Source organism: Paracoccus sp. P2 (assembly GCF_046335115.1).
In the GTDB taxonomy this organism is placed as follows: Bacteria; Pseudomonadota; Alphaproteobacteria; order Rhodobacterales; family Rhodobacteraceae; genus Paracoccus; species Paracoccus pantotrophus.
The window spans coordinates 1-19552 of sequence record NZ_JBGOSN010000018.1 but is presented as its reverse complement, the minus strand read 5'-3'; the positions used below and the strand labels follow the sequence as shown (position 1 = coordinate 19552).

The following is a 19552-nucleotide window of genomic DNA, read 5'->3' as shown; positions in this document are numbered from 1 at the left end:
TGTCAGGGCTTGGCGGGCAGGTAATGCTCGAATGTGATATTGTCGGCGACGCGGCGCGCCTCGGCCTCGATGGCGGCCGAGCGCACCGTCCAGCACAGCACCGGCACGCCGCGCGCCTTCAGCGCCGCCACCGCCGGATTGCCCAGGTCGCGGCGGTCATGCGAGATGAAGCCGGCCCCCACCCGGTCGAAATCGGCGATGGCCGCCAGATGCGCACGGGTGGCGTCGTCCAGCATCGGCCAGTCCACGGCCTCATAGCCGCAGGTGGTCAGCCCCACCGTCACCCCCGGCGCGGCAGCGTGGAAAGCCGCGACCGCATGCGGGTTGAAGGACATGACCGCGACCGGGCCGTCATAGCCGGAAAGCAGCCGCGCCACCTCGGCCTGCAGATCGCCCACCTCGGCCGAGACGCGCAGGCTCTGGTCCTTGATCTCGATCAGCAAGGGCACCCGGCCCGCCACCTCGTCCAGCAGTTCCGAGAGCGTCGGGATATGCTCCTCGGTGCCCATGATGCGCAGCATGGACAGCGCGTCGATGCCCAGGACGCTGACCAGCCCCTCGGCCCCGGTCAGGCGCGGCAGGTCGTCGTCGTGAAACACCAGCGCCGTGCCGTCCGCGGCGCGCTGGATGTCGCATTCGATGCCATAGCCCGCGGCAATGGCGGCGCGGAACGCCGCCATGCTGTTTTCCGGCACGCCCGGCCCGTGCAGCCCGCGATGGGCGATCGGCAGGCGCAGGAAATCCGGGTGAAGACCCATCAGGCGAACTCGAAGATCGCCTCGACCTCGACCGCGACGCCGCGCGGCAGCGCCGGGGCCGAGACGGCGGCGCGGGCATGGCGGCCCTTGTCGCCGAAGACCTCGACCATCAGGTTCGAGCAGCCGTTGATCACCTCGGGCTGGTCGGTGAATTCGGGCGTCGAGTTGACGAAGCCGGTCAGCTTGACCACCCGCACCACCCGGTCCAGCGACCCCAGCGCCGCCCGCGCCTGCGCCAAGAGCGCCAGGCCGCAGCCGCGCGCCGCCTCGGCCCCCTCCTCGACCGCCAGGTCGGCGCCCAGGCGGCCCTTGGCCGGGCTGATCTGGCCGGAAACGAACAGCAGGTTGCCCGTCATCACATAGGGCACGTAATTCGCCGCCGGCGCGGGCGCGTCGGGCAGCGTGATCCCCAGCTCTGCCAGTTTCGTCTCGATGGACATGCTATCCTCCTACCAGTCGATGAAGTCGCGGAAATCGCTCAGCACGATGCGCCAGGTGTCCAGCGCGTCGTCGAAATTCTTGCGCCCGATGCCGTCGCCCGCAACCCCGATATCCATCTCGATGAAGGGATCGCCGGTTTCGTCCAGCCAGACCTTGCCGAAACGCTTCTCGCGGTTCCAGCGATTCGCCATGCTCTCGGGCATCGCATCGTCCAGGTCGAACCCGGCCGAGAACTGGATCGCCGCGCAGGTCTTTTCGCATTGGTAGAAATAGACCTGAAAGCTGGTGCCGTCGATGCGGCTTTCGATCAGCGGATCGCCGGCGCCGTCGGTGACCAGCTTGGCCGGCAGGCCGAAATCCGCCATCAGCAGGCGAATCACCTCGGGATCGCCCATGACCTGCGCCTGCGCCGCGGGCGCCTGGATCAGCGCCGCCAGCACAAGGGGAACCAAGGTTCGCATCATCTTCTCCATTGCGGAAATCGCGCGCTGATTACCGCTTTGCGCGTCAGGCCACCAGAGCCTCCGCGCGCTTCAGGTCGACGCTGACCAGCTGGCTGACGCCCTGTTCCACCATGGTCACGCCGAACAGCCGGTCCATGCGCGACATGGTGACGGCGTGGTGCGTGATCACAAGAAAGCGGGTCTCGGTCCGCCGCGTCATCTCGTCCATCAGGTCGCAGAACCGGGTGACGTTGGCGTCGTCCAGCGGCGCATCCACCTCGTCCAGCACGCAGATCGGCGCCGGATTGGCCAGGAACACCGCAAAGATCAGCGCCAGCGCCGTCAGCGTCTGCTCGCCGCCCGAAAGCAGGCTGAGCGTCGAGAGCTTTTTCCCCGGAGGCTGGCACATGATCTCCAGCCCCGCCTCCAGCGGATCGTCGGATTCGACCAGCACCAGCCGCGCCTCGCCGCCGCCGAACAGATGCGTGAACAGGGTGGTGAAATTGGCGTTCACCGTGTCGAAGGCCGAGAGCAGCCGCTCGCGCCCCTCGCGGTTCAGGCTGCCGATGCCCTGGCGCAGCTTGCGGATCGCCTCGGTCAGATCCTCTTTCTCGGCGCCCAGCCGGTCGCGCTCGGTCTCCAGCTCGCGCTTGTCCTCGTCGGCGCGCAGGTTCACGGCCCCCAGCGCGTCGCGTTGCTGGCGCAGCCGGGCGATCTGCTCCTCCAGCGCCTCGGCGGCGATCTCCTCGACCTCGCCCAGAGAGTCCAGCAGCGCCTCGGGCGTGGCCTCCAGTTCTTCGTGGATGCGCAACCGGGCGGCGGATTCGGCCTCGATGGCGGCTTCGGCGCGGGCCTCGCGGGCGGCGCGGGTCTCGCGCGCGTCGGATGCGGCGCGCTCGGCCTCGCGCTCGGCCTCGGCAGCGATGCGCAGCGCCTGGTCGGCGGCCGACAGCGCGGCACGGGCGCGGGCCAGGCGGGCGGCGGCCTGCGCCTCGGCCTCGGTCAGCACGCCGCGGCGCTCGGCCAGGATCTCGGGCTGGGCCTCGGCTTCCTCCAGATCGGCCGCGGCCTGATCGCGGCGGGCGGCCAGTTCGGCGGCGCGGGTGCCGGCCTGGTCCAGCCGCAGCCGCCAGCCGGATTCCTCCTTGGCGATCTCTTGCAGGCGCTTGACCCGCGCATTGGCCTCGCGCCGCAGCTCGTCCAGCCCGCTGCGCCGGGTCATGGTGGCGATGCGCGCCGCCTCGACGCCCATGCGGGCATGGTCCAGCGCCGCGGCCGCCGCGCCGCGGTCGGGCAGCTCGGCCAGCGCCTGCTCGGCCTCGGCCAGCCGGGCGCGGGCGTCCAGCGCATCCTCGCGATGCCGGGCCAGTTCGGCGCGGGCCGATTCGGCGCGGCTTTGTGCCATGGAAAGCTCGGATTCGGCGCGGGTGACGGCGCGCACGGCATCCGACAGCCCACGCTCGGCCTCGCGCCTGGCATCACGGGCGCGTTTCTCGGCCTCGGCCGCGGCCAGGTGGCGGTCGCGCAGCGCCTGATGCGCGGCCTGCGCATCCTCGGCGCGGGCCTGCGCCGCCTCGGCCTGTTCGGCCAGCTCGGCCAGCTGGTTGACCTTTTGCAGATGCAGCGCGGCCGAGGACGCCGCCTCGCCTGCCATCACCCGCATGCCGTCCCAGCGGAACAGGTCGCCCGCCCGCGTGACCAGCCGCTGGCCGGGGGCAAGTGCAGGCTGCATCGCCGCGCCCAAGGCCGCATCCGCGACCAGCCCGACCTGCGACAGCCGCCGCGCCAGCGCCTCTGGCGCCTCGACATGCGGCGCCAAAGGTTCGGCGCCTGCGGGCAGCGGCTGCGGCGAGCCGTAGCCCGGCAGCCGGTGCCAGCCCGAGCCGTCCTCGGCCAGCCCGACACCCAGGTCGTCGCCCAGCGCCGCGCCGAAGGCCGTCTCGTAGCCGCGTGCGACCCGCACCAGATCCAGGATCGAATCGCCGCCCTGCCCGCGTTCCACCAGCCGCTTCAGCGCCGCCATCTCGGCATTCAGCGCCGAAACCTCGCCCTCCGCCTCGGCCCGTGCCGCGCGGGCGGCGGATTCCTCGGCCTCCAGCGCGGCGCGGGCCTCCTCGGCCTCGGCCAGCGCCGCCTCGGCGGCCTCGACGCGCTCGCGGGCCTCTTCCTGCGATTCCTCGGCAGCTTCGCGGGCGGCATCGGCCTCGGCGCCGGCATCGGCGGCGCGGGCGGCGGCGGCTTCGGCCTCGGCGGCGGCACGGGTGGCGCGGTCCTGCATCTGCCGCAGGTCGTGGACCAGCCGCTCGGCGGATTGGTGACGGGCGGCAAGACGGGCGGATTCGTCGGTCAGTTCGGCCAGCTTGGACTCGACTTCGCGCAGCGCCCCGGTGGCCTCCTCGGCGGCATGGCCGGCGGCCTCCAGCCGCTCATCATGGCCCTGCCCGGCCTTTTCCAGCTCGCGCCTTTCCCATTCCAGCCGCTCGATCACCTCGCCGGCATCGCGGTTCAGCGCCGATTCGCGCTCGATGTCGCGGTCGAGCTGGGCGATGCGCGCCAGCAGGGTCTGGATCGCCTGGGCGGCGCGGGCCTCGGCCTCGTCCAGCGCCTCGCGTTCCACGGTGGCGCGGGACAGGATGGCGCTCGCGACCTGCTCCTCCTCGCGCAGCGGCGGCAGCTTCGCCTCGGCCGCCTCGCGGGCGGCGATGGCGTGGCGGGCCTGGGCCTCGGCCTCGGTGGCGGCGCGGATCGCGGCCCGCAGCGCCTCGGCCGTCGCGGCCTTGGCCTGGTCGGCCTCGGCCCAGCGGCGATACAGCAGCACGCCCTCGGCCCGGCGCAGTGCGGCGCCGATCTCGCGATAGCGCGCGGCGGCGCGGGCCTGCCGCGCCAGGCTGGCCGCCTGCGTGGACAGCTGGTCCAGCGTGTCGTCGACGCGGGTCAGGTTCGCCTCGGCCGCGTTCAGCCGCAATTCGGCCTCGTGCCGGCGCTGGTAGAGGCCGGAAATCCCCGCCGCCTCCTCCAGCACGCGCCGCCTTGCCTTGGGCTTGGCGTTGATCAGCTCGGAAATCTGCCCCTGCCGCACCAGCGCCGGCGAATGCGCCCCGGTCGAGGCATCCGCGAACAGCATCTGCACGTCGCGCGCCCGCACTTCCTTGCCGTTGATGCGATAGGCCGAACCGGCGTCGCGGGTGATGCGGCGGGTGATGTCCAGCGCGTCGGCATCGTTCAGCCCGGCGGGGGCAAGGCGGTCCTTGTTGTCGATGGTCAGCGTGACCTCGGCATGGGCGCGGGCGGAACGCCGCGCGGTGCCGGCAAAGATCACATCTTCCATCCCGTCGCCGCGCATGGCGGTAGGCCGGTTTTCGCCCATGACCCAGCGCAGCGCCTCGAGCAGGTTCGACTTGCCGCAGCCGTTCGGGCCGACCACGCCGGTCAGCCCCTCGTGGATGACCAGGTCGGTCGGGTCCACGAAGCTCTTGAAACCATTGAGGCGCAGGCGGTCGAAACGCAATGCGAAGGGTCCACGACGATCGTTCAAATCCCCCGGATTTTTCGCCATCGGGGCGCTCAAGTCAACACAAACCCCAAGATATGGCGGGGCTTGGGCGGTTATCCACAAGATTTAAGGGTTCACCACAAGAAATCCGCTGCTAATCTGGCCGGCATGATTCCCGCGCTTGCCATCATCCTGGTCTTCCAGCTTATCGGCGAGGTTGCCACCCGCAGCCTTGGCCTGCCCCTGCCCGGTCCGGTGCTGGGCCTGCTGCTGCTGGTGCTGTCCTGCAGCCTGCGCCCGGCGCTGGCCGAGATGCTGCGCCCGGTCGTCACCGGCATCCTGGGCCATCTGTCGCTGTTCTTCGTGCCGGCGGGGGTGGGCGTGGTGGCGCATCTGGGGCAGTTTCGCAGCGACGGGCTGGCGGTGGCGCTGGCGCTGACCGTCTCGACCGCGCTCGCCATCGCCGCGGGGGCGCTGGTGTTCCGCGCCGTGGTGCGCTGGACGGGCGGGACCGAGGAATGACCGACGCGGCGCTGATCTGGAGCTATCTGACGCAAGGGCCGCTGCTGTGGCTGACGGCGACGCTGATCGCCTATTGGCTGGGCGACAGCTTCTTTCGCGCCATGGGCCGGCAAAGCTGGGCCAATCCGGTGCTGTGCGCGGTGATCCTGCTGGCCTGCGTGCTGGGGCTGACCGGCACCAGCTACCAGACCTATTTCGAGGGCGCGCAATTCGTGCATTTCATGCTGGGCCCGGCCACGGTGGCACTGGGAATGCCGCTTTACGACAACCTGCGCCGGGTCAGGAAGGCGGCCCTGCCGCTGGTCGCGGCGCTGCTGGCGGGCTCGGCGACGGCGGTGGTCTCGGCGCTGGCCATCGGCAAGGCTTTCGGGCTGTCCGAGGTGATGCTGGCCAGCCTGGCGCCGAAATCCACCACCGCGCCCGTGGCCATCGGCATCGCCGAGGGGTTGGGCGGAGAGCCCACGATCACCGCCGTCCTGGTGCTGATCACCGGCATCTTCGGCGCGATCATCGCCACGCCGCTGCTGAATGCGCTGGGGATCCGCGACTGGCGGGCGCGCGGCTTTTCGCTGGGCGTGGCCGCGCATGGCATCGGCACGGCCCGCGCCTTCCAGGTGAACGAGACCGCCGGCGCCTTCGCCGGCATCGGCATGGGGCTGAACGCGGTGCTGACCTCGATCATCGCGCCGCTGGCGCTGTATCTGTTCGGGTAAGGAGGGTAAGCAGATGCGGCTTTTGAGCCCATTGCGGACAGTCGAGCATTTGCAATAGTGGGACGGATAGCACGAAAAACTGCGGCATGGATCAGTCACCACAGATCGGGGAGCGGCTCACCGACAAGTCTGCGGCGCCAGACGATGCGTTGATCCGCGACTGGATCGGCCCGGAGGCATTTGCACAATGGTCTGCACTGCGGGACTGGATCGCCGCTGAATACCCAAGTGTCTTCACACCGGATTGGATATACGGTGGCAAGAAGCACGGCTGGTCTCTGCGCTACAAGAAATCCAAGGCCTTCTGCACCTTGCTGCCTGAATACCGTGCGTTCTCAGCGGTCGTCGTGCTGGGCGGGGCGGAGCGCGAGAAAGTGGATGCTCGGCGCGACAAACTCAGCCCTCGGCTGATGGGGCTGTATGATGCAGCGGAAACCTATCACGATGGCAAGTGGCTGAAGATCGGCATTTCCTCACCGGAAGACCTGCGAGATGTGATCGCGCTTCTGACGTTGAAACGCCCTCGCCGAACTACCGCCTGTTAGGGGCCGACTGGCGGCTCTGTAGCCCCGCAAAGCTGACCTTTCCCCATCCCCAACAAAAAAGGCCGCCCCTCGGGACGGCCCAGCCAATGCGCGGCGGACGCGCTTACGCCGCGTCGGCCTCTTCCGCGGCGTGGCGGCGTTCGCTTTCCTCGCGCGACAGCGCGACCGAGGTGCGCACGCCCTTGGCCACGAATTCCATCAGCCCCTTCACGACACGCTCGTTCGGGTCGATGCCGGCGCAGGACAGCACCTCGCGCCCATCGCGCGAGCGTGCCCAACGTGCAATCTGATCGGGCCCGTTGCCGTATTTCTTGTCATCGGCGATCGCATCGTCCAGCGCAGCCAGCACAACGGCCGCAAAAAGCTTGCGGGCCCGCTGTCCCTGTTCGAAATTGAAAGCCGAGCCATCCACGAAATCGCGCATCATCATTATCCTGTTTTTCTTGCGGAGCCCCCGCACCTCGGCCCTTGCCAAGGCTGCTGCATCATCTTGCCTCATAGGCGGCGCTGGCCGGCTTAGCCCATCCGCGCCGTGATTCGGTATGCCTCCAGCCGCATGACCGCCATGCACGGGGCGCAAGCCCCGGCAGATACGCAGAATAGCCGCCAAAAGCAACGATCTTGCGACATGCAGAAATGCGAAGGCACCCTTGACAACGCTTGAAAGGCGTTTCGGTTGCCATGAGGCACGGCAATGGATATAGGTGCGCGCAATCGCGGTTCAACCCCCGAACCCTGGGCGATTTTCCAAATTTTTCAAGGTGATCCTGAATGGCCAAGATCAATGGCAATGAAATCAAGCCCGGTGTCGTGCTGGACCATGACGGCGGGTTGTGGGCGGCGGTCAAGGTGAACCACGTCAAGCCCGGCAAGGGCGGCGCCTTTGCCCAGGTCGAACTGAAGAACCTGCGCGACGGGCGCAAGCTGAACGAACGCTTCCGTTCCGAGGACAAGGTCGAACAGGTGCAGCTGGAAACCAAGGACCAGCAATTCCTGTACGAATCCGACGGCAAGCTGGTGTTCATGGACAGCGAGACCTTCGAGCAGACCGAACTGGACGCCGACCTGCTGGGTGAACGGCGGCCCTTCCTGCAGGACGGCATGATCGCAGCGGTCGAATATTACGGCGACGAGGCGCTGTCGGTGCGCATTCCCCAGAAAGTGATCTGCCGCGTGGCCGAGACCGAGCCGGTGCTGAACGGCCAGACCGCCGCGAAAAGCTTCAAGCCGGCGATCCTGGACAACGGGTTGCGTGTCATGATCCCGCCCTTTGTCGGCGTGGACGAGGACATCGTCGTCAATACCGAGCTTTTCGAGTATTCCGAACGCGCCTGACCGGGCCATCGGCCCGTTCCCGCCGCCTCTCAAGACAAATATGGCCAAGCGCGCCGCGGGGCCATAGGATTGCCGCCAAGGCAATGTCGAAGGGCGGCGGAGCGCGATGGCAAAGGGAATCGGAAAGACGGGGAAAGGCCGGCCCGGTAAGGGCGTGACCCTTCCGCTGCGTCAGGTTTCCGGCCCTTCCGACGGGCTGGACGAGGTTCGCGCCGCCATGGGCGAGGCGATCGAGCGACTTTCCCGGCTCGAGGATGTCATGTGCGAGATGATCCGGGCCGGGCTCGCGCCCACCGTCGGCGGCGGCCAAGGCCTGATCGCCACCGGCCCGCCGCAGGACATCGCCGAGGCCGAGGTCTCGGCCGCCCAGGCAGCGATCCTGGCCAATACGCCCCGGACCGCCGAATCGCAAACCTCTGCCGGGCCGCAGGACGGGACCGGTACGGCCGAAGCTGCCGCCGTTCCCGGCTATATCTCGCGCCGCATGCTCGTGGAGCTGGCCGTCGGGCTGGGCGAAACCCCTCTGCATGCGCACCCCAGCGCCAAGCGGGGGCTGCGCCTGGTCGGCAGCGCGCGAAAGGGCCGGCCGGTGCCGCTTTACCTGCGGCTTGACCGGCATCTGCGCCTGCCGCTCGACTGCGGCTCGAACTCATTGGAAATCGAGCGCAGGCTGGGCGGGCGTTGGCACCGCACCGGGCTGCGCGCCATCAAGGACGGCATGGGCGGCATCCAGATCGACATCGCCATGCTGGAACAGCTTGCCGGGCCGTTCTCGCCGGAATTGCGCCGCATCCTGACGCTGGATCCCAGGCCGGCGCCGAACCGGGACGGATCGCCCCGCCCACAGCCGGGCTGACGGCAGGCCGCTTGCCGCAACGTCGCAAGCGCCGGGAATGGACCGGATCCGGCGCGCCATGCGTTATGGCGGCAACGAGACGGAGGTAACCATGGTGCAACCGACCATCCATGTCACCCATGAGGATTACGGCAGCTCCGGCCGCTATGCCGTTGCCATGCCCGGAATCGAGGGCGAGGCCGAGCTGACCTGGCATGCCGGGGGCCCCGGCATCATCGTCGCCGACCACACCTATGCGCCCGACGCCATGCGCGGCTCGGGCGCGGCCGCCGCGATGGTGCGGCGGCTGGTTGCGGATGCGCGGGCGCGCGGCGTGCTGATCGTGCCGGCATGCAGCTATGTGCGCGCCCAGTTCGAGCGCCATCCCGATTGGTCCGACCTCTGCGCCGATGCCTGAGGCAATACAGGCCGGCATCCGTATCCCAGCTATGGTATGGACATTCGCATTCCGCTGGACGGACGGACATGCCGGCCGGAACGGCCCCCGCAGCGAGCCAGGCGGTCGGCCACCGCCGCCACGCGAAATCGAGGCAGGAGCCGGATTTTCCGCATCCCATGCAGCAAGGGGAGGCGCCGGCCGGCCCCGACCGCAAAGGCGGCCGCCATGGTCGATGCCATGATGCAGGGCGAGATGCCCGAGGTGAACGAAACCGAAAGCGGCGACAACGGCCTCGAGCCCGTGCCCTCATGCCTGCTGGAGCCGGCGGCCGTGACCAAAAGATACCTTGCCGAGGCGCTGATCGGTTCGGGCCATTACGCCGGGGACCGGTTGAAGCGAGCTTCCCATGCGCCGCCGCCGGCGGTGGCGACCGCGCCATCGGGCATCGCAGGGGTGGCCATGGACGCGATTCTGCAAATGCGGGGCATCGCCAAGGAACTTCCCGGCGTGAAGGCCCTGGACGAGGTCAACATGGCCGTCCGGCGCTGCGAGATCCTCCATGACGGCCGGCCGATGGCATTCCGCGCCATCAGGGACGGCAAGGCGCCGGGCATCGTCATCACCCATGGGGAACTGGCGCCGGTGCGACGGATGTCGGTCGCCGAGAGCATTCTCCCGGGCAAAGGGATCGCGCGGCGCGGCGTCATCGACCGCCGCAAGACCAACCGCCATCCCGCCGACCTGCCGGCGCAGGCCGGGCTGCGCGGGGGCCCGCAAACCAAGGCCGGCGGCCCGGGCATGGGCGGGCGGCAGCCGATCGGGATCGCCAAGGCGCTGTCGCAAAAGGTCGACCCGCTGATCCTGGACGAGCTGATCGGCACCGAACGCGCCGCGGCGCGCGGCTTCCGGCAGGACGGCCCGGCCATGATCGTCGGCACGCCCGACCTGGCGCGGCTTCACGAAAGCCCGCTGCTGGCGGCCGGCGCGCAGCCATGCCACAAGAACGGCACGGCGCCGGTCCCGGAGAGCCTTGCCGCCGCCCGCCTCGATTCGCCGGAGGATCCATGACCTTGCCCATCATCGCCATCCTGCGCGGCCTGACCCCGGCCGATGCCCTGCCCGTCGCCCGCGCCCTGGTCCATGCCGGCATCGACCGCATCGAGGTGCCGCTGAATTCGCCCGACCCGCTGGACAGCATCCGGCTGATGGCAGGGGCGCTGGCCGGGCAGGCGACCATCGGTGCCGGAACCGTGCTGACGGTGGATCAGGTGGCGCAGGTGGCCGATGCCGGCGGGCGGCTGATCATCTCGCCCAATACCGATCCGGCGGTGATCAGTGCGACGCGGGCGCGCGGCCTGCAATCCTGGCCCGGCGTCTTCACCGCCACCGAATGCTTCGCCGCCATCGGTGCCGGCGCGACCGGGCTGAAGCTGTTTCCCGCCGACCAGGCCGGCACCGGCATGCTCAGGGCGCTGCGCGCCGTGCTGCCGCCCGACCTGCCGGTCTATGCCGTGGGCGGCGCCGGCCCGGCGAATTTCGCCGAATGGCTGGATGCCGGGGCGCAGGGCTTCGGCATCGGCAGCGCACTCTATCGCCCCGGCGACGGGCCCGAGACGGTCGCCGCCCGCGCGCGCGACATCGTGGCGGCGCTGCGGGCCTGCGCATGAACGCGCGGGTCTTCGACTCCCGCATCTGCGAACTGGGCGAAGGCGCCTTCTGGCATCCCGAACGCGCCCAGCCCTTCTGGTTCGACATCCTCGGTCGCCGGCTGCTGTCGCGGCAGGACGGGAACGAACTGGAATGGCGGTTCGGCGAAATGGTCTCGGCCGCGGGCTGGATCGACCGCGACCGGCTGCTGATCGCCAGCGAAACCGCGCTGATCCGCTTCGACCTGCGCGACGGCCGGCAGGAACGGCTGGCACCGCTGGAGGCCGACCGGCCCGGCAACCGTTCGAACGACGGGCGGGCCGATCCTTTCGGCGGATTCTGGATCGGTACCATGGCACGCAACGGAAGGGCTGGAACAGGCGCGATCTATCGGTATCTTGACGGAGAATTGCGCCTGTTGCGGGGAAACATGTCCATCCCGAATGCGATCTGCTTTTCTCCCGACGGTCGCCTGGCCTATTTCGCCGACACCGCCGCCCAGACCGTCTGGTCGCAAGACTTGGACGAACAGGGCTGGCCCTGCGCCGAGGCCCGCGTCTTCCTGGACCTGGCCGGGACCGACCAATTCCCCGATGGCGCCGTCACCGATGCGCAGGGCCGGTTCTGGAACGCGCGCTGGGGCAACGGCTCGGTCGTCTGCCATGCACCGGACGGCCGGCTGCTGCGCCGCCTGTCCCTGCCCGCCAGCCAGCCCAGCTGCCCGGCCTTCGGCGGCCCCGGCCTTGCGCAGCTGATCGTGACCAGCGCCGCCGAGGGCAGGCACGGGCCGCAGGACGGCCGGACCTGGCTGCTGGACCCCGGCGCCCAGGGCCGGCCCGAACCGCGGGTCCGCGCATGATGCCACGTGCATTCGGCCTGCTGCCGGACGGCCGGCCGGTGATGCAGGCGACGATCTCGGGCCATGGGCTGACAGCCTCGGTCATCACGCTGGGGGCCTCGCTGCAGGATCTGCGGCTGGCCGGGGTCGGGCATCCGCTGGTGCTGGGCTTTCCGCGGCTCGCGCCCTACCTGGACGAGGGCCGCTATTTCGGCGCGGTGATCGGGCGCCATGCCAACCGCATCGCCCACGGCCGCGCGGTGCTGGACGGGCAAAGGCTGCAACTGGACCGCAACCAGGACGGCCGCCACATGCTCATGGCGGCCATGACGGCTGCGGCACGCGCAACTGGATGCTGGCCGACTGGGACGAAAGCTCGGTGGCGCTGGCCGACCACCTGCCCGCGGGCCACATGGGCTTTCCCGGCGCCATGCTGATCCGGGCGACCTGGTCCATCCTGCCCGGCCCGGTCCTGATGCTGACGATCCTGGCCACCTCGGACGACACCACCTTCTGCAACTTCGCCCAGCACAGCTATTTCAACCTGGACGGCACCGAGACCGTGGCCGGCCACCGGCTGACCGTCCCGGCCGAGACCTACCTGCCGGTGGACGAGGAGATGATCCCGCGCGGCGGCCCCGCGACGGTCCAGGGCACGCATCTGGATTTCCGCAATCCCGTCCCCTTGGGCGAGCGGCTGGACGGGCCGCGCATCGACCACAACCTCTGCCTCTCGGACCGGCGCCGCATCGTGCCGCGCAAGGTGGCGGTGCTCCAGGCAGGCGGGCTGACCATGACCCTGCGCTCGACCGAGCCGGGGCTCCAGATCTATGCCGGCGACCACCTGGCGCCCGGCGCACCGGGCCTTTGTGGCCGGCCCTATGGCCGCCATGCCGGCATCGCGCTGGAATCCCAGCTCTGGCCGGACGCGCCCAACCATGCCGGCTATCCCTCGGCGCGGCTGGAGCCGGGCCAGCTCTATCGCCAGACCACGGTGATGAGCTTTCACCGCCGCCCGAAAGGTTGACGCAAGGTCCGGTCCCGAACTAATGCGGGTTCCAGGGAGGATTCATGGACCCCGCATCGACCGAAACCCTTTCCGCCGCCGGGGGCCCGCCCCCGTTCGCGGCGCAATTGCACGCCCGCCTGCGCCAGCGCATCATCCGCGGCGAGCTGCCGCCCGGCACGCGCCTCTCCGAACAGGAGATCGCCGACCAATGCGCCCTGTCGCGCCAGCCGGTCCGCGAAGCCTTCATCCGCCTGGCCGGCGAGGGCCTGCTCGAGGTGCGGCCGCAGCGCGGCACCTTCGTCACCCGCATCGACATGGAATGGGTGCTATGCACGCGCTTCATCCGCGAATCGGTCGAGGCCGACATCGTGCGCCTGGCCGCCGCCTGCGCCCGGCAAGCGCAGCACGAAGCCCTGTTCGACCAGATCGCCCGGCAAGAGGCCGAGGCCGACCCCGCCGCCCTGGCCCAGCTGGACGAGGAATTTCACGCCACCCTGGCCGCCATCGCCGGCAAGGCAAGGGTCTGGAACCACCTGCAGCAGATGAAGATGCATCTCGACCGCGCCCGCCACCTGCTGACGGCGATGACGCCCAAGGACATCATGCTGTCCCAGCACCGCGCCGTGACCGAGGCGATCGCCGCCCGCGACCCCGACCGGGCCGAGGCCGCCATCCGCCAGCACCTGCGCCGCGTGCTGCTGGACCTGCCTGGCGTGCTGCGGCTATCGCCGGACTATTTCACCAGGACCGACACGCTGGCGGAAACCCTGGCCGCCGAAGCCTAACGGCCTTCTTCGTTCTCCAAATACCCATGCCCCCGTGCCGCCCGGCGCGGCCTGGCCGGCTTGCGCGCGGCCTCTCCGCTTCACCGTTTCCGGAATACTCGTCCACCCGCGCCGTCAATCGCGGCTGCGCACCCTCTGGCGCTGCTCGCCCAGCCCCTCGATGCCCAGCCGCATCACCTCGCCCCCGCGCAGGAAGACCGGCGGCGTCGCCCCCATGCCGACGCCGGGCGGCGTGCCGGTGGTGATCACGTCCCCCGGCATCAGCGTCATCAGCCGCGAGCAATAGGCGACGATCTCGGCCACGCCGAAGATCATCGTCGCGGTCGAGCCCTGCTGGCGGCGCACACCGTCCACCTCCAGCCACAGATCCAGCGCCTGCGGGTCGGGCACCTCGTCGCGCGTCACCAGCCAGGGACCGATCGGGCCGAAAGTGTCGAAGCCCTTGCCCTTGTCCCAGGTGCCGCCGCGCTCGGCCTGCCATTCGCGCTCGCTGATGTCGTTGACCACGCAATAGCCGGCGACATGCTCCAGCGCCGCCGTTTCAGACACCTGGCTGGCGCGCGAACCGATGACCACGCCCAGCTCGACCTCCCAATCGGTCTTCCGCGCGCCGGGCGGGATCACCACGTCGTCGTCCGGGCCGATGATGCAGCTGGTCCATTTGCTGAACACCACCGGCTCTGAGGGCACCGGCAGCCCGGCCTCGGCGGCATGGTCGGCATAGTTCAGCCCGATGGCGACGAATTTCGGCACATGGCCCACGCAGGGCCCCAGCCGCGGCTGGCCCGAGACGATGGGCAGCCCGTCCAGCTCCAGCGCCGCGATCCCGGCCAGCCCCTCGGGGGTCAGCACCGTGCCGGCAATATCGGCGACATGGGCCGACAGGTCGCGGATGCGGCCCTCGCCGTCCAGCAGCCCCGGCTTTTCCCGGCCCGGCGGGCCATAGCGCAGCAGTTTCATCGCTTGTCCTTTCGCATGTGCCGGGCCGCTCAGCCGCGCCCGACAAGGGGCATGTTCGTCGCCATCACCGTCATGTGCAGCACATTGGCGCCCTCGGGCAGGCTGGCCATGTGCAGCACCGCCTCGGCCACGTTCGCGGCGTCCATCACCGGCTCGGGCCGGATCGAGCCGTCGGCCTGCGGCGCACCCTGCATCGCCACGGCGGCGATCATCTCGGTCGCGGCATTGCCGGCGTCGATCTGGCCGCAGGCGATGTTATAGGGCCGCCCGTCCAGCGCCAGCGTGCGCGTCAGCCCCGTCACCGCGTGTTTCGAGACCGTATAGGGCACCGAGCCGGGCCGCGGCGCCTCGGCCGCGATCGAGCCGTTGTTGATGATCCGCCCGCCCATCGGATCCTGCCGCCGCATCTGGCGAAAGGCCGCGCGGGCGCACAGGAACATGCCGTCGATATTCACCCGCGCCACGCCCTGCCACTCCTCCCAGGAAATCTCGTCGATCAGGCGCGAGATCAGGATGGCGCCGGCATTGTTGAACAGCACGTCCAGCCGGCCCCATTCCGCGACCGCGCGGGCAAAGGCGGCATCCACCGCCTCGGGCACGGTCACGTCGCAGGGCAGCACCAGCGCCTGCGGATGGCCGTCGGCAGTCTCGACCAGGGCCGCCTCGCGCCGGCCGATCAGCCCGACGCGCCAGCCGGCGTCAAGAAACCGCCGCGCGGTCAGCCGGCCGATGCCGCTGCCGCCGCCGGTGATCAGGATCGTCTTCATGTTCCGCGCCCCTCGCCCTTTCCGCCCGCGCCTTTCCTGGCGCGGATGCTAGCGGCATGGCCCCGCAAGGAAAAGGGCCGCCCGCAAGGCGGCCCTGCGTGTCAGGCTTCCGGATCCCAGCCGCTGATCTGCTTGCTGTCCATGAACTCCTCCAGCCCCCAGACGCCGCCCTCGCGCGCCCGGCCGGATGCCTTGACGCCGCCAAAGGCCGAGCCCCTGCCCCGGCCTTGCCCGTTCATCTCGACCATGCCCGCTCGCAGCTGCCGCGCCAGCCGGTTGCGGCGCGCGCCGTCCCGGGTCTGGACATAGTTGGTCAGGCCATAGATCGTGTCATTGGCGATCCCGACCGCCTCCTCCTCGCTATCGAAGGGGATGATCGACAGCACCGGGCCAAAGATCTCCTGCCGGGCGATGGTCATGTCGTTGCTGACATCGGCAAAGACCGTCGGGCGCACGAAATAGCCGCGATTGACGCCCTCGGGCAGGCCGGGACCGCCGGCGACCAGGCGCGCGCCTTCGTCGATGCCCTTCTGGATCAGGTCCTGGATCTTGTCCCATTGCTGCTTGCTGACCACCGGGCCGATATGGCGGCCGGGCTGGTGCGCGCTCGCCACCGCGGTCTCCTCGGCCACCTTGCGGGCCTGCTCGACCGCGTTCTCGTAGAAGGACCGCTCGACCAGCATCCGCGTCGGCGCGTTGCAGCTTTGGCCGCTGTTGTAGAAGCAATGCCGCGCCCCGCGCACCACCGCCTTCTCGTCGGCATCGGCAAAGACCAGGTTCGCGCCCTTGCCGCCCAGTTCCAGCGCCACCTTCTTCAGCGTGTCGGCCGCGGCCTTGGTGATGGCGATGCCGGCGCGGGTCGAGCCGGTAAAGCTGATCATGTCCACGTCGGGATGCACCGAAAGCTGCGTGCCCACGCCCGCGCCGTCGCCGTTCACCATGTTGTAGACGCCCGGCGGCAACCCGGCCTCGTCCACGATCTCGGTAAAGACGACCGAGGACAGCGGCGCGATCTCGCTGGGCTTCAGCACCACGGTATCGCCGGCCAGCAGCGCCGGGATCACCTTCAGCGTGACCTGGTTCATCGGCCAGTTCCAGGGCGTGATCAGCCCGACCACACCGACCGGCTCCCATGCCACCATGCTGGTCGGCGCATGCGGACCCAAGGGCCGGATGAACTGGAAATCCCGGAACGCCTCGATGAAGGTCTCGATGTGATAGCTGCCGGCGGCGGCCTGGTCGTTCAGCGCCATGTCCTGCGGCGCGCCCATCTCGGCGCTGATGGCGGCGGCCATGTCGGGCGCGCGGCGCTTGTAGATCTCCAGGATCTTCTCGACGTAAGCCAGCCGCTCGGCCGGCGGCGTCGCTGCCCAGGCCGGGAAGGCCGCCTTGGCCGCCGCCACCGCCGCATCGGTATCGGCCTGGCCGCCCAGGCTGATCACCGCCACCGGCTCTTCGGTCGAGGGGTCGATCACCTCAAGGTCATGGGGCTGGCTGGGCGCGACCCATCGGCCGCCTATGTAGAATTTCCGCTTGTCGGCAAGTCCGCTCATGAGAGCCTCCCTTGATCTGCGATTGGCCCGCAGACTGGCACCCGCGGGACCGGGCTGCAAGCCGCAGCGGCCCCGCGAATTATCACGACTGAACGGATCGAGTTGGACAATCTGCCGCAGATGCCTATCTTGTCGCCAAAGGCCAACCGAAAGGATCTGCAATGTCCCTGCGCATCAACGACACCGCCCCGGATTTCACCGCCAATTCGACCGAGGGCCAGATCAGTTTCCACGACTGGATCGGCGACAGCTATGCGATCCTGTTCTCGCATCCGCGCGATTTCACCCCCGTCTGCACCACGGAGTTCGGCGTGGTGGCGCAGCTGATTCCCGAATTCGAGAGGCGCGGCACCAAGGTTCTGGGCGTCTCGGTCGATTCGGCCGAAGACCATGGCAAATGGAAGGCCGACATCGAAAAGGTGGCCGGCGTCCCGGCGAATTTCGCCATCATCGACGACACCGACCTCAAGGTCGCCAAGGCCTATGACATGCTGCCGGCCGATTACTACCTGCCGACCGAGGGTCGCACGCCGCAGCATTCGGCCACGGTGCGCACCGTCTTCATCATCGGGCCGGACAAGAAGGTGCGGCTGACGATGACCTATCCGATGTCGGTCGGCCGCAACTTCGCCGAGATCATCCGCGCGCTGGACGCGGTGCAAAAGACCGACGGCGTGCCGCTGGCCACCCCGGCGAACTGGGAGCCGGGCCAGGACGTGATCGTGGCGCTGGCGCTGGACGACGCGGCGGCCGAGGCGGAATACGGCCAACTGAACAAGGCCCTGCCCTATCTGCGCTTTGCCAAGGATCCGGCGTAAATCACCAAGCACGGGCGGGGCGCTCTGCCCCGCCTAATAACCACGGACATCAGTAGGCTCAACCGGCGGGATACGCTCCATCGCCACGTTTTCGTAACGCTTCGCCTCGGTGAGGAATGAATAGATCGCGCCTTTGGCACAGTGAATAAAACCCGGCCAACCGCAGCGCCACAAACCATGTGCCAGATACCAGCGTAGGAAAAACACGGGAGGGCTGACCAGCATCTTCCAAGGCCTAGGCGGCTTGCCACGTCCGGTCTTCATCTTCGCTTTTAGGGTGGAGTACTTGTTTTCTTTCAGCATTTGGTCATGCAGGACGATGGGGCTGAAATGCAAAAGCCCGCCCGGTGCCACCTTTTTCACAGCACCGTCGATTTCGATTCCTTCATGCACCAGGTCTGTTGTGTTGAATCTGCCCTTGCCACGGCGGAACAGCCGGTTGTGGTAGCGTTCATGCGCCGACGGCGGCACATAGCCATAGCCATTCAGGTAATCGTAGCGCGTGATTTTCCAACCGTTCACGCCTTCATCAACCAGAAGCTGGGGGAATCGCTCTCCGAGCGCTGGGCTGACCCTTTCATCACTGTCGATGCTGAAGCACCAGGGTTGGGTGCATTGCTCCAGCGCGAATTGCTTCTGCGCGCCGAAGCCGCGCCAAGGTTCGCGTAAGACGCGCAAAGGTAGGCCTTCGGCCTGCAATCGCTCCAGGATTTCCAAGGTGCCATCAGTAGAGCCAGAATCGACGACCACAATTTCGGTGCAGAACGAGACGCTGCGCACGCAGTTCTCTATCACATGTGCCTCGTCTTGGCAGATGATGAAAGCGGAAACGGGTAGGGACAAGAGGGGGCTCCGTATCTGCACATTGTTTTGCTTATACGCTACAGTCCGTTATCCGATGCAAGAGTGAAGGAAGAAGGTTCGGCATCATGGCCATGATTTCAGTACCGCTGATCATCACGATCGAGGATGAGAACGGACCGCGGCGGCACCATGCCCGACAAGAGGCAGAGCGACAAGGTTGGACACCTCTGTTCCTACGCAGCATCGACACGACCAGCCCAGAAATCTCGCGACTATATGATTCGAAGTGGAACCGGCGCAAGCGTAAGCGCCCAATGACTGCCGGAGAAATCGCCTGCTACTATGGCCACCGGCAAGCGTGGCAGGTTGTTGCGGCAGGGAAGGAGCCCGCGCGATTGATTCTGGAGGACGACTTCAAAGTTGCGCGACCCGATTTGATCCCGCTATTTTCCCAAGCCGTCGATCAACTGCCGGCATGGGATATTATATGCCTCAGCAGTCACCGCGCCAAAGGTCCGTTCCGAAGCCTCTACTATGAGGGAATTGCGTTCCGGAAGTATCTTTTCGGCGCGACAGGCGCTGTCGGCTACCTGCTGTCACAGAATGGCGCACGAAAGTTGCTGTCCAGATCGAAAGTTTTTCGTCCCCTGGATGAGGATTTCATTCATCCATGGGAACTGGGATTGACCGTCCGATACACCGCACCCCGACTGATCTGCGAAATGAACGATGCGGTTTCGACTCTGGAAGATGCACGCAAGAACCGGAAGCGCCGCCTACTTGGTCGGCTCTGAACAACCTTATCCGCCAGCCACTGCATGGCGGTGATGGGGCGTTTCGCCCCGGATGATCGCCGTGATCAGGTGAAGCAATAGAGTCCAAAGAG

The 19552-nt window shown here is 68.3% G+C and carries 21 protein-coding genes and 1 pseudogene; 13 read left to right on the top strand and 9 right to left on the bottom strand.

What is annotated here, in order from left to right; genetic code table 11:
• Positions 1 to 2: 2 nt before the first annotated feature.
• From ACDP63_RS12900 to ACDP63_RS12885, 4 genes are read right to left on the bottom strand one after another with little or no spacing between them, the layout of a single operon-like run.
• On the bottom strand, positions 3 to 758 hold the full coding sequence (locus ACDP63_RS12900) for a glycerophosphodiester phosphodiesterase family protein (RefSeq protein WP_409928107.1): 756 nt from the start codon (positions 756 to 758) through the stop codon (positions 3 to 5).
• Positions 758 to 1198, bottom strand: coding sequence for a RidA family protein (locus ACDP63_RS12895; RefSeq protein ID WP_024842728.1), 441 nt, complete (start codon positions 1196 to 1198; stop codon positions 758 to 760). Before ACDP63_RS12895 ends, ACDP63_RS12900 begins: the two co-directional genes overlap by 1 nt.
• A 9-nt stretch (positions 1199 to 1207) precedes the next feature.
• Entirely contained in the window at positions 1208 to 1663 is a 456-nt protein-coding gene (locus ACDP63_RS12890; protein ID WP_231486581.1) for a YbjN domain-containing protein, read from the bottom strand.
• A gap of 43 nt (positions 1664 to 1706) precedes the next feature.
• Complete coding sequence (locus ACDP63_RS12885; protein WP_024842730.1) at positions 1707 to 5150, bottom strand: chromosome segregation SMC family protein; 3444 nt, start codon at positions 5148 to 5150, stop codon at positions 1707 to 1709.
• A 153-nt stretch (positions 5151 to 5303) separates the two neighbouring features.
• On the opposite strand from ACDP63_RS12885, the gene ACDP63_RS12880 reads away from it, so the two are divergent.
• The 3 genes from ACDP63_RS12880 (at position 5304) to ACDP63_RS12870 (ending at position 6915) form a co-directional block, all read left to right on the top strand.
• A complete protein-coding gene (locus ACDP63_RS12880) occupies positions 5304 to 5657 on the top strand; it encodes a CidA/LrgA family protein (RefSeq protein ID WP_024842731.1) in 354 nt (117 codons plus the stop codon).
• Positions 5654 to 6370 (top strand): LrgB family protein, encoded by a 717-nt coding sequence (locus tag ACDP63_RS12875; RefSeq protein ID WP_024842732.1) that lies wholly within the window; start codon positions 5654 to 5656, stop codon positions 6368 to 6370. Before ACDP63_RS12880 ends, ACDP63_RS12875 begins: the two co-directional genes overlap by 4 nt.
• 86 nt (positions 6371 to 6456) lie before the next feature.
• The gene (locus ACDP63_RS12870) at positions 6457 to 6915 is read left to right on the top strand and encodes a DUF3788 domain-containing protein (RefSeq protein ID WP_409928106.1); all 459 of its coding nucleotides are present in this window, start codon (positions 6457 to 6459) and stop codon (positions 6913 to 6915) included.
• 103 nt (positions 6916 to 7018) lie between these two features.
• Here the strand turns inward: ACDP63_RS12870 and ACDP63_RS12865 are convergent, their stop codons facing one another.
• Positions 7019 to 7339 (bottom strand): DUF6280 family protein, encoded by a 321-nt coding sequence (locus ACDP63_RS12865; protein ID WP_024842734.1) that lies wholly within the window; start codon positions 7337 to 7339, stop codon positions 7019 to 7021.
• A gap of 347 nt (positions 7340 to 7686) precedes the next feature.
• On the opposite strand from ACDP63_RS12865, the gene efp reads away from it, so the two are divergent.
• The 8 genes and pseudogenes from efp (at position 7687) to ACDP63_RS12825 (ending at position 13764) form a co-directional block, all read left to right on the top strand.
• A complete protein-coding gene (gene efp / locus ACDP63_RS12860) occupies positions 7687 to 8250 on the top strand; it encodes an elongation factor P (protein WP_024842735.1) in 564 nt (187 codons plus the stop codon).
• Positions 8251 to 8404: 154 nt separating this feature from the next.
• Entirely contained in the window at positions 8405 to 9106 is a 702-nt protein-coding gene (locus ACDP63_RS12855; RefSeq protein ID WP_036747081.1) for a hypothetical protein, read from the top strand.
• 91 nt (positions 9107 to 9197) lie between these two features.
• Positions 9198 to 9503: a GNAT family N-acetyltransferase gene (locus ACDP63_RS12850; RefSeq protein WP_024842737.1), complete on the top strand. Its 306-nt coding sequence runs from the start codon at positions 9198 to 9200 to the stop codon at positions 9501 to 9503.
• 207 nt (positions 9504 to 9710) lie between these two features.
• Positions 9711 to 10553, top strand: coding sequence for a hypothetical protein (locus ACDP63_RS12845; protein ID WP_024842738.1), 843 nt, complete (start codon positions 9711 to 9713; stop codon positions 10551 to 10553).
• The gene (locus tag ACDP63_RS12840) at positions 10550 to 11152 is read left to right on the top strand and encodes a 2-dehydro-3-deoxy-6-phosphogalactonate aldolase (protein ID WP_024842739.1); all 603 of its coding nucleotides are present in this window, start codon (positions 10550 to 10552) and stop codon (positions 11150 to 11152) included. Before ACDP63_RS12845 ends, ACDP63_RS12840 begins: the two co-directional genes overlap by 4 nt.
• Positions 11149 to 11991 (top strand): SMP-30/gluconolactonase/LRE family protein, encoded by an 843-nt coding sequence (locus ACDP63_RS12835; RefSeq protein ID WP_024842740.1) that lies wholly within the window; start codon positions 11149 to 11151, stop codon positions 11989 to 11991. Before ACDP63_RS12840 ends, ACDP63_RS12835 begins: the two co-directional genes overlap by 4 nt.
• Positions 11988 to 12997: pseudogene (locus tag ACDP63_RS12830) on the top strand (aldose epimerase family protein). Before ACDP63_RS12835 ends, ACDP63_RS12830 begins: the two are co-directional and overlap by 4 nt.
• 44 nt (positions 12998 to 13041) lie before the next feature.
• On the top strand, positions 13042 to 13764 hold the full coding sequence (locus ACDP63_RS12825) for a GntR family transcriptional regulator (RefSeq protein ID WP_024842742.1): 723 nt from the start codon (positions 13042 to 13044) through the stop codon (positions 13762 to 13764).
• Positions 13765 to 13878: 114 nt separating this feature from the next.
• On the opposite strand, the gene ACDP63_RS12820 is transcribed toward ACDP63_RS12825, so the two are convergent.
• The 3 genes from ACDP63_RS12820 to ACDP63_RS12810 form a co-directional block, all read right to left on the bottom strand.
• Positions 13879 to 14724, bottom strand: a complete 846-nt coding sequence (locus ACDP63_RS12820) for an ureidoglycolate lyase (protein WP_024842743.1) — start codon at positions 14722 to 14724, stop codon at positions 13879 to 13881.
• Between the two features lie 29 nt (positions 14725 to 14753).
• Positions 14754 to 15491 (bottom strand): SDR family oxidoreductase, encoded by a 738-nt coding sequence (locus tag ACDP63_RS12815; protein WP_409928105.1) that lies wholly within the window; start codon positions 15489 to 15491, stop codon positions 14754 to 14756.
• Positions 15492 to 15592: 101 nt separating this feature from the next.
• On the bottom strand, positions 15593 to 17044 hold the full coding sequence (locus ACDP63_RS12810; protein ID WP_409928104.1) for an aldehyde dehydrogenase family protein: 1452 nt from the start codon (positions 17042 to 17044) through the stop codon (positions 15593 to 15595).
• Between the two features lie 161 nt (positions 17045 to 17205).
• On the opposite strand from ACDP63_RS12810, the gene ACDP63_RS12805 reads away from it, so the two are divergent.
• Positions 17206 to 17862: a peroxiredoxin gene (locus tag ACDP63_RS12805; protein ID WP_074990268.1), complete on the top strand. Its 657-nt coding sequence runs from the start codon at positions 17206 to 17208 to the stop codon at positions 17860 to 17862.
• A 33-nt stretch (positions 17863 to 17895) separates the two neighbouring features.
• On the opposite strand, the gene ACDP63_RS12800 is transcribed toward ACDP63_RS12805, so the two are convergent.
• Positions 17896 to 18705 carry a glycosyltransferase family 2 protein gene (locus tag ACDP63_RS12800; RefSeq protein ID WP_143091226.1) on the bottom strand — a complete coding sequence of 270 codons (810 nt, stop codon included), beginning with the start codon at positions 18703 to 18705 and terminating at the stop codon, positions 17896 to 17898.
• An 86-nt stretch (positions 18706 to 18791) separates the two neighbouring features.
• On the opposite strand from ACDP63_RS12800, the gene ACDP63_RS12795 reads away from it, so the two are divergent.
• Positions 18792 to 19460 carry a glycosyltransferase family 25 protein gene (locus tag ACDP63_RS12795; RefSeq protein WP_409928103.1) on the top strand — a complete coding sequence of 223 codons (669 nt, stop codon included), beginning with the start codon at positions 18792 to 18794 and terminating at the stop codon, positions 19458 to 19460.
• Positions 19461 to 19552 lie beyond the last annotated feature (92 nt).